Annotated in this window: 12 protein-coding genes; 2 read left to right on the top strand and 10 right to left on the bottom strand. The window is 56.0% G+C overall.

Annotation, left to right across the window (positions count from 1 at the left end):
- Positions 1 to 49: 49 nt before the first annotated feature.
- The 10 genes from ACQG19_RS03955 to thpR all read right to left on the bottom strand — a co-directional run bounded on the left by ACQG19_RS03955 (position 50) and on the right by thpR (position 7,993).
- On the bottom strand, positions 50 to 637 hold the full coding sequence (locus ACQG19_RS03955; protein ID WP_013095626.1) for a fimbrial protein: 588 nt from the start codon (positions 635 to 637) through the stop codon (positions 50 to 52).
- Between the two features lie 395 nt (positions 638 to 1,032).
- Positions 1,033 to 1,413 carry an aspartate 1-decarboxylase gene (gene panD / locus ACQG19_RS03960; RefSeq protein ID WP_003856284.1) on the bottom strand — a complete coding sequence of 127 codons (381 nt, stop codon included), beginning with the start codon at positions 1,411 to 1,413 and terminating at the stop codon, positions 1,033 to 1,035.
- A gap of 56 nt (positions 1,414 to 1,469) precedes the next feature.
- Positions 1,470 to 2,321 carry a pantoate--beta-alanine ligase gene (panC, locus tag ACQG19_RS03965; protein ID WP_246932884.1) on the bottom strand — a complete coding sequence of 284 codons (852 nt, stop codon included), beginning with the start codon at positions 2,319 to 2,321 and terminating at the stop codon, positions 1,470 to 1,472.
- Between the two features lie 11 nt (positions 2,322 to 2,332).
- On the bottom strand, positions 2,333 to 3,124 hold the full coding sequence (gene panB / locus ACQG19_RS03970) for a 3-methyl-2-oxobutanoate hydroxymethyltransferase (protein WP_038418704.1): 792 nt from the start codon (positions 3,122 to 3,124) through the stop codon (positions 2,333 to 2,335).
- Between the two features lie 122 nt (positions 3,125 to 3,246).
- The gene (gene folK / locus ACQG19_RS03975; protein WP_047352019.1) at positions 3,247 to 3,726 is read right to left on the bottom strand and encodes a 2-amino-4-hydroxy-6-hydroxymethyldihydropteridine diphosphokinase; all 480 of its coding nucleotides are present in this window, start codon (positions 3,724 to 3,726) and stop codon (positions 3,247 to 3,249) included.
- Positions 3,723 to 5,120, bottom strand: coding sequence for a polynucleotide adenylyltransferase PcnB (gene pcnB, locus ACQG19_RS03980; protein ID WP_246932890.1), 1,398 nt, complete (start codon positions 5,118 to 5,120; stop codon positions 3,723 to 3,725). The genes folK and pcnB overlap by 4 nt, the downstream gene beginning before the upstream one ends.
- A 42-nt stretch (positions 5,121 to 5,162) precedes the next feature.
- Positions 5,163 to 6,053, bottom strand: coding sequence for a tRNA glutamyl-Q(34) synthetase GluQRS (gene gluQRS, locus ACQG19_RS03985; protein ID WP_040022751.1), 891 nt, complete (start codon positions 6,051 to 6,053; stop codon positions 5,163 to 5,165).
- 59 nt (positions 6,054 to 6,112) lie between these two features.
- Entirely contained in the window at positions 6,113 to 6,568 is a 456-nt protein-coding gene (gene dksA / locus ACQG19_RS03990) for an RNA polymerase-binding protein DksA (protein WP_013095632.1), read from the bottom strand.
- A 176-nt stretch (positions 6,569 to 6,744) separates the two neighbouring features.
- Positions 6,745 to 7,449: a DNA/RNA nuclease SfsA gene (sfsA, locus tag ACQG19_RS03995; protein ID WP_013095633.1), complete on the bottom strand. Its 705-nt coding sequence runs from the start codon at positions 7,447 to 7,449 to the stop codon at positions 6,745 to 6,747.
- Positions 7,439 to 7,993: an RNA 2',3'-cyclic phosphodiesterase gene (thpR, locus tag ACQG19_RS04000; protein WP_040022753.1), complete on the bottom strand. Its 555-nt coding sequence runs from the start codon at positions 7,991 to 7,993 to the stop codon at positions 7,439 to 7,441. The genes sfsA and thpR overlap by 11 nt, the downstream gene beginning before the upstream one ends.
- Positions 7,994 to 8,066: 73 nt before the next feature.
- Between thpR and hrpB the strand changes: the two genes are divergently transcribed.
- Positions 8,067 to 10,496 (top strand): ATP-dependent helicase HrpB, encoded by a 2,430-nt coding sequence (gene hrpB / locus ACQG19_RS04005; RefSeq protein WP_222169224.1) that lies wholly within the window; start codon positions 8,067 to 8,069, stop codon positions 10,494 to 10,496.
- 143 nt (positions 10,497 to 10,639) lie between these two features.
- Complete coding sequence (mrcB, locus tag ACQG19_RS04010) at positions 10,640 to 13,165, top strand: bifunctional glycosyl transferase/transpeptidase (RefSeq protein WP_013095636.1); 2,526 nt, start codon at positions 10,640 to 10,642, stop codon at positions 13,163 to 13,165.
- Positions 13,166 to 13,197: the final 32 nt, after the last annotated feature.

A 13,197-nucleotide genomic window follows, 5' to 3' on the forward strand; every position in this document is an offset into this window, starting at 1 on the left:
AAATACGCAAAAATGTGCCCAACAGGGCACATTAACGGGAGGGATAAAATTATTCGTAGCTCATGGTGAAGTACGCGTTGGCGCTGACTTTACCTGACTGCACTGGGTTCGTGTCTTTCACCCAGTTGGAGCCCGGAACGTATGCAACGCGGTAGAACAGCTTGCCGGAACCGGCGGTGAGATTGGCTTTCTGCGTATTATTAGCAGGCTGGCCGACCATAATACGAGAAGATTCGGTAGGGGCATTATTATACAAGGCAAGTGCAACGTTGGTTGCTGAGCCTGCTACGTTGGCGTCAGGTTCAATAGTACCGTTTGCAATGGCACCCATATTTTTTGACATAAAGCTTGCTGAAGCAGTCTTTAATGTTCCTGGGCAGTTGGTGAGCAGCAGTTCAAAATTCTTAGAGCCGACACCGGTATCGACGGTGGTTGATTCAACATCAGATTTTTTAACAACCGGTAAGGTAATAGTAATATTATTTTGTGATTCGCCATTGGCGGTGGAAATATTACACGTTGTGTCTGTTACCGCACCGTCAAAGGTGATTAAACCGATATCGGTGTCTGCTATTGCTGAAAAAGAACCCATTGCAAACAAAGTTACAGCTGAAGCTAATAACGTTTTTTTTAACATAATTTAAATTCCATTTAAAAACATTGTACAGATTTAATTTAAGCAAAATGATGATAGGGATCTATGAATGGGTTGGGTATTTAAAATTGCTAAAAGCCATTATTAGAAAAATTGAAAGTTTGATAAGTTATTGAAAATGATCTTTAAATTTGTTTTGAATGAACGGAGAGAGACGATTTTTATTGCAGCCAAATTATATTGGATTGTTTAGATTATAAATGACAAAGATCATTCCTTTAATTATATCATTCAGAATAATGTTTTTTTTAAACCAAGAGAAACGCTGAGAGAGGAGAAAATAGGGGAAATAAATAGAGGAGAGGCTATGTATACAAAAAAAAGATGTTTTCTTTACCTTTGAGGAGCGGAACCTGAAGGCTCCGCTCCTGGCGGCATCAGGCAACCTGCACCGGAATCGCCTTCGCAGTGCGTTTCATCTCGTTGTCGCCTTCAAAATAGGCGACTTTAGGCTGCCAGCGGCGCGCCTCTTCGTCGGACATCATGACGAAGCTCGCGATGATCACAATATCCCCTACGTCTGCACAGTGCGCGGCGGCACCGTTAACGGAGATGATCTTAGACCCGCGCTCTGCGGCAATCGCGTAGGTGGAGAAGCGTTTGCCGTTGTTCACGTTCCAGATATCAATCGCTTCGTTTTCAAGAATACCCGCCGCGTCGAGAAAATCCTGATCGATCGCGCAGGAGCCTTCATAGTGCAGGTCGGCCTGCGTGACTTTCACACGGTGAAGCTTACCTTGCAGCATTTTGCGAATCATTACGTGTACCTTTAATCATGCGTTAACCCCTCCTGTAAGAGGGGAGGGTAAGAAGGTTATGCCAGTTCAACCACTTTGTTGTCGATAAGGCGCGCCTGGCCGAGCCATGCAGCCACCAGAATAACCGCGCGCTTGCTGGCGTCGGTTAACTCAAGCAGCGTGTCAGCATCACGGATTTGAATATCGTCAGCGCGGAAGCCTTTATCGTTCAGCGCTTGTTCAGCCAGGGCCACGATCTCTTCAGCGGTCAACTCTTTCGCCGACAGTTGCTCTGCCATGCTATTCATGACTTTGCTTAATCCTGGGGCAATCTTACGCTGGTCAGCGGTCAGATAGCCGTTACGGGAGCTGAGCGCCAGACCGTCTTTGGCACGTACAATCGGCACGCCCACGATCTCGATATCATAACCCATGTCGGCAACCATCTTACGGATCAGAGTCAGCTGCTGGAAATCTTTCTCACCAAAGCAGGCAACGTCCGGCTGCACCAGGTTGAACAGCTTGCTGACGATAGTGGATACGCCGCGGAAGTGGCCTGGACGGCTGGCCCCTTCGAGCATGGTCGAAATGCCCGGGACATCAACGTACGTGGACTCTTCCGTACCCTGAGGGTAGACATCTGCAGGTGCCGGCGCAAAGACGAAGTCCGCATGGCGCTTTTTCAGTTTCTCGCAATCTTCCTGCAGCGTACGAGGATAGCGCGCCAGGTCGTCCGCGCGGTCAAACTGCATCGGATTAACGAAGATACTGACCACCACGATATCTGCACGGGCTTTCGCTTCGTCGACCAGTTTCATATGGCCGTCATGCAGGTTACCCATGGTCGGGACCAGTGCGATACGTTTACCTTCCTGTCGTGCACGGCGAATATGCTGGCGAAGCAGCGGCAGGGTTTCAATGATTAGCACAACGAGACTCCTTAATGGAAACTGTGTTCTTCACCCGGGTAAACACCGGATTCGACGTCGGCAATATACTGCCTGACCGCGGCGCGCATGTCGCCCGCTTCAGTAAGGAAATTTTTGGCGAATTTCGGGATATGGCCGCCGGTGATGCCAAAGGCGTCGTGCATCACCAGAATCTGACCGTCGGTCACGTTGCCAGCCCCAATCCCGATGACCGGAATAGACAGCGCGTCGGTGATGCGTTTTGCCAGCTCAACCGGTACACATTCCAGCACCAGCAGCTGTGCGCCTGCTGCTTCCAGCGCGAGGGCATCGTCAAACAGCGTCTGCGCGGCATCACCGCGGCCCTGCACCTTGTAACCGCCAAAGATATTGACGGACTGTGGCGTAAGGCCCAGATGTCCGCACACCGGCACGGCGCGTTCGGTGAGCATTCTTACCGTCTCCACCAGCCAGGCGCCACCTTCGATTTTGACCATATTAGCACCGGCGCGCATCACGGCCGCCGCATTGTCGAAAGCCTGCTCTGGCGTGGCGTAGGCCATAAACGGCAGATCGGAAAGCAGAAGACAGGCAGGTGCACCACGGCGCACGGCTCGGGTGTGGTAAGCAATATCCTCGACCGTGACCGGCAGGGTAGAGTCATGTCCTTGTACCGTCATCCCTAACGAGTCCCCGACCAGCATGACGTTGATCCCCTCTTCGGCAAACAGTTTGGCGAAGCTGTAGTCATATGCGGTGATGGTGGCGAAGCGTCTCTTTTCCTGTTTGCATTTCTGCAGTAAGGAGATGGTGGTTGGTTTCATACTGTTTCCTGATAACCCAAAGCGAATCTTTGCGCATTCTAACAGTAACATTCGAGGGAACAATGATTTTAGGTCGTCTATTAGCCATAATTATTTTGTGGCTAATGCGCGGGGGCACAGGCTTACCAGCGAGCGGGTTTTTCTGCGTGGAGGTTGTCCAGGATCTCCCTGAGCGGGATGCCGTCCGGGAAGGTGAGATCGGGGGCGACTTCAAACAGCGGCCAGAGCATAAATCCGCGATTTTTCATGTCGTAATGCGGCACCGTCAGGCGTGAAGTGTTAATCACCTCGTTGCCAAACAGCATGATGTCGAGGTCAAGGGTACGTGGCCCCCAGCGCTCTGCTTTACGCACGCGACCCTGTTGCAGCTCAATGCGCTGGGTGTTATCCAGCAACGTTTCGGCATCCAGCGCGGTGTCCAGCACCACGGCGGCATTCAGGTAATCAGGCTGATCCTGCGGGCCGAGCGGCGGTGTACGGTAAAACGAGGAGATCGCCACAATGCGGCTCTGGGGGATCTCACCCAGCGCCTGAACGGCAGCATTAACCTGCTCCAGAGGAGAGGCCAGATTGCTGCCGATAGCGATATACGCGAGGGTCATGCCGTGCCTTCGCGACGCGGTGCGCGCTTGCGCGGACGACGGTGACGACGACGCGGCGCCGGCTCTTCATCAAGGCCAGTGAGCATGTCTTTCTGCTCCGGCGGTGCGGAGACCTGGAACTCGGCCCACCACCGCGCCAGACGCTGCAACTCCTGGTTGCGTTCAATTTCAGCACGCAGAGAGAGCAGATCAAAGGCCGCGCGGAACTTAGGATGCTCCATCAGCTTCCAGGCGCGTTTGCCCTGACGACGGGACATACGCAGCTGAAGCTGCCAGATATCACGCACCAGCGTGGTAATACGTTTCGGAATGGCCAGCGTACGGCAGCCTTCGTCCAGCACGTCGTTTGCCGCCAGGGCGAAAGCGTCATAATAGGCGAGGCCGCTTTCCTGGGTAATACGCTGAGCCGTTTCCAGCAGCGGATACCAGAACATCGCCGCAAACAGGAACGCCGGGTTCACACGCATATCGTTGCGGATACGGGTGTCGGTATTCTTCAGCACCTGCGCAATCATGCGTTCCATTGGGCTGTCACCATTTTCGGTGAAGTAGCGGGTAATGGACGGGAATAACGGCTGGAAAAGGTTGTATTCGCGCAGCAGGTTATAGGTGGCAAATCCGTGACCGGCTTGCAGCAGTTTGAGCGCTTCTTCGAACAGGCGGGCTGGCGGTACGTCATTGATAAGCGTCGCCAGACGCGGGATCGGCTCTGCCGTCTCCGGGCTGATGCGCATATCCAGCTTGGCGGCGAAACGCACGGCGCGCAGCATACGCACTGGATCTTCGCGATACCGGGTTTCCGGCGTGCCGATCAGGCGAATCAGGCCCTCTTTCAGATCCTGCATGCCGCCGACGTAATCACGCACGGTGAAATCCGCCACGCTGTAGTAAAGGCTGTTGATGGTGAAATCGCGACGCTGGGCATCTTCTTCGATCGAACCGAAGATGTTGTCGCGCAGCAGCATACCGTTCTGGCCACGCTGGGAAGTTGTGCGATCGGATGCGCCCGCTTCGTGGTGACCACGGAACGTCGCCACCTCAATAATTTCCGGCCCAAACATGACGTGTGCCAGACGGAAACGGCGGCCAACGAGACGGCAATTGCGGAATAATTTACGCACCTGTTCGGGCGTGGCGCTGGTCGTCACGTCGAAATCTTTGGGTTTTTTGCCCAGCAGTAAATCACGTACTCCACCGCCAACGAGATAGGCCTCGTAGCCCGCTTTATTCAGACGATAGAGCACCTTGAGGGCATTTTCACTGATATCTTTGCGGGAAATATTGTGCTGCTCACGCGGGATAACCGACATCTGTGGTTGCGCAATAGCGTCATTCGCCATGCTCTCTTCGCGGCTCAGCACTTTACGGCAAAAATTAGCGACTCGGGTAAAAATGGTACACCTCGTAGTGTGTTTTGTTATGAAAAAAGCGGCTAATCATAGCTCAGCGCAACGCATTTGAGAATGCTGGATTTTTGGCACGCTCGTGAGCGACCAGGTGGCAACAGCCTGTTTCAGCAATTCGTCAATGGAAAGATCCTGCCATTCGTTGGTTACATTCTGGTTGAGAAATCGTAACGCGTCGATCAAAACGGGGCGCGGATCGCCATCTGGCAGGGCGGGGGCGTGGTTTTGCTTCGACAGCTTATCGCCCCGCTCGTTGACGGCCAGCGGCAGATGAATGTAATCCGGTGCCGTCCAGCCAAACTGGTGATACAACGCTATTTGCCGCACCGTAGGTTCAACCAGATCGGCTCCGCGCACAATTTCGGTGACGCCCTGAAAGTGGTCATCCACCACCACCGCCAGGTTATAGGCAAACAGCCCGTCACGGCGGTGGATAATAAAATCCTCTCGCGCCAGCCGTTCATCCGCATGAATGTCGCCAGAGAGCAGGTCGTTAAAGTGGAGCACTGGAGCACACTGGATCAGACGAACGGCGGCGTTTTCCGGGCCGTGGTTGAGCGTGCGGCAGTGGCCGTCATAGACGCCCCCCACGCTCTGTATGCGCGCGCGGGTACAGGTGCAGTTATATGAGAGCCCTTGCTCAGCGAGCCAGGCCAGACGTTCCCGGTAGGCGTCGTGACGTGTTGATTGCCAGACAACTTCGCCGTCCCAGTGAAGACCGTAATGTTCCAGCTGACGCAGAATGGTGTCTGCTGCACCGGGAACTTCACGTGGAGGATCAATATCTTCAATGCGGACGAGCCATTTACCCAGGCGTGCGTGAGCCTGCAGGTAGCTGCCGAGAGCGGCAATTAACGAGCCGAAATGTAATTCACCGGAGGGGGATGGCGCGAAGCGCCCGATATAGTGAGATTCAGACATATCAACAGTAATAAGGCGGGAGAGACTCCCGCCTTTGGAGTGGGTAAACAGGACCGGGATTAACCCGCCATCTGTTTTTCGCGGATTTCTGCCAGCGTTTTACAGTCGATGCACAGATCGGCGGTCGGACGCGCTTCCAGGCGACGAATGCCAATTTCAACACCACAGGATTCGCAGTAGCCAAAATCTTCGTCCTCGACCTTCTTCAGCGTTTTTTCGATCTTTTTGATCAGTTTGCGCTCGCGGTCACGGTTACGCAGTTCAAGGCTGAACTCTTCTTCCTGAGCGGCACGGTCTACCGGATCCGGGAAGTTAGCCGCTTCATCCTGCATATGACTAACGGTGCGATCGACTTCATCCCTGAGTTGATTACGCCATGCTTCAAGAATACGCTTGAAGTGCGACAGCTGGGCTTCATTCATATACTCTTCGCCCGGTTTCTCTTGATACGGCTCCACCCCAGCGATGGCGAGAATACTCAGGGACGATGTTTTACGGTTTTGCCCTTCTTGCATGTTGCTTCTCCTTAACACGCACTATCGATCCCCGTGTTGGGGGAAAAATCAGGTCGCTATAAATAGCAGATGCTTTTCCGTATGGCAATTATCTAAACGTAACACTTGACAAGCCTGTGAGGAAAAGCGTATTTGCGCACGCGGCCAGAACACTTATTCATCAATCGTCTATTCCCTTATAAGACAATGGGAAGAGAGGATCTCAGAGTCATATTATCGGCAGAAAGTTCCGCTTTATAAGCCAAAACCTCTACCCCCTGCTTTTGTGCCTCATTCAACAATTGCGCGTATTTGAGATCAATATGGCGGGCTGGAGAAAACCGTTCAATGGCTGAGTGCAAAACCGCAAACAGCAGTACGGCGCGTTTGCCCGCCGCCGCAACACTCATCAGCTCCCGCAGATGCTTTTGTCCCCGTAGCGTGACTGCATCCGGGAAATAGCCATTTTCCTGATCCGCTAACGTGACTGATTTGACTTCAATATAGCACTCGGGACGGTCTTCCGCCTGTAACATAAAGTCAATTCTGCTGCCTTCATCGCCATATTTCACTTCAGATTTATGGGTGCCATAACCCACCAGTTCGGGAAGGGTTCCGTTAGTCAGAGCCTCCTTAACTAATTGATTCGCGCGCAGGGTGTTAACGCAAATAAAAGCCCCTTGTTGGGTTTGCGTCATTTCCCAGGTGTGAGGATATTTGCGTTTAGTATTTTCTGAAGTCGAATACCAGACCGTGTCACCCGGTGTCGCACATCCCGTCATTGCCCCGGTGTTGGGGCAGTGCAGCGTTAACGGCTCCCCTTCAGGGGTGACGACATCAGCGAGAAAACGCTTGTAGCGTTGAATAAGCGTGGCGTGTTGCAGTGCAGGACTAAACTTCATCAGAATTCCTTAGGGTATCGCCCAGCGTCCAGCGCTGGAGCGGCGTATAGCGGGTGCGTCCTTGTGAAAAAACAGATTCGTACAGCGCGAAAGAGGTCACCGGAAAGGCCCAGTGAAAGCCCGGTGGCGGGATAGCAACGGCCTGACCGGCATCGCGCAGCAGCGTAATGTGAGGATGAAACGGCTGCGGGCTCTGGTAACAGCCGCTGCGTGCCGCCTGGGCGCGCAGCATATTCGCAAGCTGTAATAATCCGCGCGGCGGCTGGCGCGTGCCCAGCCAGACGACGCGGGAGCGGAGCCACTGCCCCGCATCGTCAAGGGTCAGCGTAAATCCCGGCTGGGAAATCCGACTGGCCATCGCCGCCAGGGCGCGCTGTTTCTCGCCGCTGACGTCGCCCAGAAAAGCCAGCGTCAGGTGGAGGTTTGCCGCAGCAACCGGGCGGCCCGCTTCGGGCGGGAAGTGTTCGGCGCGCCAGCGAACAATTTGCCGTTGGATCGGCACGGGCAGCTCAATGGCGAAAAACAGTCGTTTCGACTCAGACATACAGGGGACTCGGTAATGATATGCGCCGATGCTACAATGTACGCCGACTAATGTTAACCCTCTGGAGCTGTTAGTGTCCTCATTGCCGGTCGCCGTCGCCCTTCCTGAACTGCTCGCTGCCTTGCAGGATGCCCCGCAGGTTTTACTTAACGCCCCTACGGGTGCCGGTAAATCCACCTGGCTACCGCTGCACATTCTCAACGCAGGCATTATCAGCGGGAAGATTATCCTGCTGGAGCCGCGCAGGCTGGCCGCGCGCAACGTGGCGCAGCGCCTGGCGGAACTGCTGAATGAAAAACCGGGCGAGACGGTAGGCTACCGTATGCGCGCCGAAACCTGCGTCGGCCCGTCCACGCGGCTTGAAGTGGTGACCGAAGGGATCCTCACCCGTATGCTGCAAAACGATCCGGAACTGTCCGGCATCGGGCTGGTGATTCTGGATGAGTTCCACGAGCGCAGCCTGCAGGCGGATCTGGCGCTGGCGCTGTTGCTGGACGTCCAGCAGGGGTTACGGGACGATCTCCGACTGCTCATCATGTCGGCCACGCTGGATAACGAGCGGCTACAGCAGACGTTACCGGATGCGCCGGTCATCACCTCCGAAGGGCGCGCGTTTCCGGTTGAGCGCCGCTATCAGCCGCTTCCTGCCCATCAGCGTTTCGATGAAGCGGTGGCGATCGCCACGGCTGATTTGCTCCGGCAGGAATCCGGTTCGCTGCTGCTGTTTTTGCCGGGCGTTGGCGAAATCCAGCGGGTGCAGGAGCAGCTTGCCGCCCGGGTGGGCAGCGACGTATTGCTCTGCCCGCTCTACGGCGCACTGTCGTTGAGTGACCAGCGCAAGGCCATCCTTCCCGCGCCAACGGGGCAGCGTAAAGTGGTACTGGCCACCAATATTGCCGAAACCAGTCTGACCATTGAAGGCATTCGCCTGGTGGTGGACAGCGCCCAGGAGAGAGTAGCCAGTTTTGACCCGCGCACCGGGCTGACAAAGCTGCTAACGCAACGCATCAGCCAGGCGTCGATGGTTCAGCGAGCTGGCCGTGCCGGGCGTCTTGAGCCGGGCATCTGTGTGCATCTCATCAGCGCAGAACAGGCCGAACGCGCGGCTGTGCAGAGCACGCCGGAAATTTTACAAAGCGATCTTTCGGGGCTGATCATGGAACTGTTGCAGTGGGGTTGCCCCGATCCCGCGCAGTTAACCTGGCTCAATGCACCTCCCGCGGTAAACCTGGCGGCGGCGCGCGCGTTGCTGACCCAGCTAGGGGCGCTGGACGGCGAAAGGCTATCATCACGTGGGCAGAAAATGGCCGCGCTGGGTAACGATCCCCGGCTGGCCGCGATGCTGGTGGCCGCTCAGGGGGATGATGAAATTGCCACGGCGGCGAAACTGGCGGCTATCCTTGAGGAGCCGCCGCGTGGTGCAAATTGCGATCTGGCGCAGGCCTTTTCACGTAATCAGGGGAACTGGCAGCAGCGCGCGCAGCAGCTCTGTAAACGGCTTAACAGCCGTGGTGGTACGCCGGACGCTGACAGCATTGCGCCTCTCCTGGCGCAGGCATTTGCCGACAGGATCGCGCGTCGTCGCGGGCTGGATGGACGCTACCAGCTGGCAAACGGCATGGGTGCGATGCTGGACAGCGATGACGCCCTGACGCGCCATGAATGGCTGATTGCGCCGCTCTTACTGCAGGGTAGCCACTCGCCCGATGCCCGAATTTTGCAGGCCGTGGCTGTGGATATCGATGCCCTCACGCGCGCATGTCCGCAGTTGCTTCAGCAGTCCGACATCGTCGAGTGGGATGATGAGCAGGGCACCCTGAAGGCATTTCGTCGTAGCCAGATAGGTAAACTGACCCTGGGGACGAAGCCGCTGGCAAAGCCATCGGAAGAGGAGTTGCACCAGGCGATGCTAAACGGTATTCGCGAAAAAGGTTTAGGTGTTCTGAACTGGACCCCGGAGGCCGAGCAGTACCGTATTCGTCTGCACTGCGCCGCGCGCTGGTTGCCCGAGTATGCCTGGCCGGCGGTGGATGATGACTCGTTACTTGCGTCGCTGGAAACCTGGCTCCTGCCGCAAATGAGCGGTGTACACTCGCTGCGGGCGCTAAAAGCGCTTGATGTTAAGGTCGCGTTACAGAATTTACTCGACTGGTCGTTACGTCAACGTCTGGATAGTGAACTGCCAGAGCATTACACTGTGCCGACCGGCAGCCGGATTGCCATTCGTTATCACGAGGATAATCCACCGGCGCTGGCGGTACGGATGCAGGAGATGTTTGGCGAGGCGACCACGCCATCCATTGCCGAAGGGCGCGTGCCCGTGGTGCTTGAGCTGTTGTCACCTGCGCATCGCCCGCTGCAGATTACCCGCGATCTGGGCGCATTCTGGGCGGGGAGCTACCGTGAAGTGCAAAAAGAGATGAAAGGGCGTTATCCCAAACATGTCTGGCCGGACGATCCGGCAAATACGGCACCGACACGGCGGACGAAGAAATATTCGTAAAGGGGAGTGCGGCCTGATGCCCTCACCCCGACCCTCTCCCACAGGGAGAGGGAGAAAAGCAATTTTGAGAGATTTCTTCTTTCACAGGTCAGTGGAAGAAATGAGAATCGGGCCTTTGCGCCTGAACGTTGCGGAGAAAAAGCATGGCGGGGAATGACCGCGAGCCAATTGGGCGTAAGGGAAAACCAACGCGTCCGGCCAAAGAAAAGGTGAGCCGTCGTCGCCTCAGAGATGAGGATTATGACGATGACTATGAAGACGATTATGAGGATGAAGAACCGATGCCGCGTAAAGGAAAAGGCAAAGGGCGTAAGCCTCGGGGTAAACGCGGCTGGTTCTGGCTGCTGCTGAAGCTGTTCATTGTTTTTGTTGTACTGATGGCGATCTACGGCGTTTATCTGGATCAGAAGATCCGCAGCCGTATCGACGGAAAAGTCTGGCAATTGCCTGCGGCAGTGTATGGCCGCATGGTGAACCTTGAGCCTGACATGTCGATCAGTAAGAACGAGATGGTGAAACTGCTGGAGGCCACCCAGTATCGTCAGGTGTCGAAAATGACGCGTCCTGGCGAATTTACCGTGCAGGCGAAAAGCATTGAGATGATCCGTCGTCCGTTCGATTTCCCGGACAGCAAAGAGGGGCAGGTGCGTGCGCGTCTGACTTTTGACGGCGATCGTCTGGAAACCATCGAGAACATGGATAACAACCGCCAGTTCGGTTTCTTCCGTCTCGATCCGCGTCTTATCACCATGCTCTCTTCGGCGAATGGTGAACAGCGTCTGTTCGTCGCCCGTAACGGTTTCCCGGACCTGCTGGTGGACACGCTGCTGGCAACCGAAGACCGTCACTTCTATGAGCACGATGGTATCAGCCTCTACTCCATTGGTCGTGCGGTGCTGGCCAACCTGACGGCGGGCCGTACGGTACAGGGGGCGAGTACGCTTACCCAGCAGCTGGTGAAGAACCTGTTCCTCTCCAGCGAGCGCTCATACTGGCGTAAAGCCAACGAAGCGTACATGGCCGTGCTGATGGATGCGCGTTACAGCAAGGATCGTATCCTTGAGCTGTATATGAACGAGGTCTATCTCGGTCAGAGCGGTGATAACGAAATCCGCGGTTTCCCGCTGGCGAGCCTGTACTACTTTGGCCGTCCGGTGGAAGAGCTGAGCCTGGACCAGCAGGCGCTGCTGGTGGGTATGGTGAAAGGGGCGTCCATCTATAACCCGTGGCGTAACCCGAAACTGGCGCTGGAGCGTCGTAACCTGGTGCTGCGTCTGCTGCAACAACAGCAGGTGATTGACCAGGAGCTGTACGACATGCTGAGCGCACGTCCGCTTGGCGTCCAGCCGCGCGGCGGTGTGATTTCGCCTCAGCCTGCGTTTATGCAGCTGGTGCGTCAGGAGCTGCAGAGCAAGCTCGGTGATAAAGTGAAAGATCTCTCCGGCGTGAAGATCTTTACCACCTTTGACTCCGTGGCGCAGGATGCGGCAGAAAAAGCGGCCGTTGAGGGCATTCCGGCGCTGAAGAAACAGCGTAAGCTGAGCGATCTGGAAACCGCGATGGTGGTGGTTGACCGTAACACGGGTGAAGTCCGTGCGATGGTGGGCGGGGCTGAGCCGCAGTTTGCAGGTTACAACCGTGCTATGCAGGCGCGTCGTTCGATCGGTTCACTGGCGAAGCCAGCAACCTATCTCACTGCCCTGAGCCAGCCAAATCTGTATCGCCTGAATACCTGGATTGCCGACGCGCCGATCTCCCTGCGTCAGCCTAACGGCCAGGTCTGGTCACCGCAGAACGATGATAAACAGTTCAGCGGCCAGGTAATGCTGGTGGATGCGTTGACCCGCTCCATGAACGTGCCGACGGTAAACCTTGGGATGGCACTGGGTCTGCCTGCGATAGTTGATACCTGGCAGAAGCTGGGCGTCGCTAAAGATCAGCTGCACCCTGTGCCAGCCATGATCCTGGGGGCGTTAAACCTGACGCCAATCGAAGTGGCACAGGCGTTCCAGACCATTGCCAGCGGTGGTAACCGTGCACCGCTGTCAGCCCTGCGCTCGGTGATTGCCGAAGATGGCTCCGTGCTGTATCAGAGCTTCCCGCAGGCGGAACGCGCCGTTCCGGCGCAGGCAGCCTACATGACGCTGTGGACGATGCAGCAGGTTGTGCAGCGTGGTACCGGCCGTCAGCTGGGGGCGAAGTATCCGGGCCTGCATCTGGCGGGCAAAACCGGGACGACCAACAACAACGTCGATACCTGGTTTGCCGGTATCGATGGTCGTGAAGTGGTGATCACCTGGGTGGGCCGCGACAACAACCAGCCAACCAAACTGTATGGTGCGAGCGGGGCGATGTCGATTTACCAGCGTTATCTGGCGAATCAGTCTCCGGTGCCGCTAAACCTGGTTGCGCCGGAGGATATCGTGGATATGGGCGTGGACAGTTCCGGAAACTTTGTCTGTGGCGGCGGTATGCGTACCTTGCCTGTCTGGACAACGAACCCGGATTCCCTGTGCCAGCAGAGTCAGCCAGAGCAGCCGACGGGCAACCCGTTCGACCAGTCTTCTCAGCCTCAGCAGCCGCAGCAACAACAGCCGCAGCAGCAGAACGAGAAGAAAGACAGCGACGGTGTCGCGGGCTGGATTAGAGATATGTTCGGCGGTAACTAACCGTTCAAGGTCCCCCCGAAAGGGGGGATTTT

This window comes from Enterobacter cloacae complex sp. 277I4 (assembly GCF_050031465.1).
Lineage (GTDB): Bacteria > Pseudomonadota > Gammaproteobacteria > Enterobacterales > Enterobacteriaceae > Enterobacter > Enterobacter cloacae.

Bases quoted from the DNA above. Each gene is read 5' to 3' on its own strand.
- ACQG19_RS03955 (WP_013095626.1), bottom strand. From the start codon at position 637: ATGTTAAAAAAAACGTTATTAGCTTCAGCTGTAACTTTGTTTGCAATG.
- panD (WP_003856284.1), bottom strand. From the start codon at position 1,413: ATGATTCGCAAAATGCTGCAAGGTAAGCTTCACCGTGTGAAAGTCACG.
- panB (WP_038418704.1), bottom strand. From the start codon at position 3,124: ATGAAACCAACCACCATCTCCTTACTGCAGAAATGCAAACAGGAAAAG.
- folK (WP_047352019.1), bottom strand. From the start codon at position 3,726: ATGACCCTCGCGTATATCGCTATCGGCAGCAATCTGGCCTCTCCTCTG.
- gluQRS (WP_040022751.1), bottom strand. From the start codon at position 6,053: ATGTCTGAATCTCACTATATCGGGCGCTTCGCGCCATCCCCCTCCGGT.
- dksA (WP_013095632.1), bottom strand. From the start codon at position 6,568: ATGCAAGAAGGGCAAAACCGTAAAACATCGTCCCTGAGTATTCTCGCC.
- sfsA (WP_013095633.1), bottom strand. From the start codon at position 7,449: ATGAAGTTTAGTCCTGCACTGCAACACGCCACGCTTATTCAACGCTAC.
- thpR (WP_040022753.1), bottom strand. From the start codon at position 7,993: ATGTCTGAGTCGAAACGACTGTTTTTCGCCATTGAGCTGCCCGTGCCG.
- mrcB (WP_013095636.1), top strand. From the start codon at position 10,640: ATGGCGGGGAATGACCGCGAGCCAATTGGGCGTAAGGGAAAACCAACG.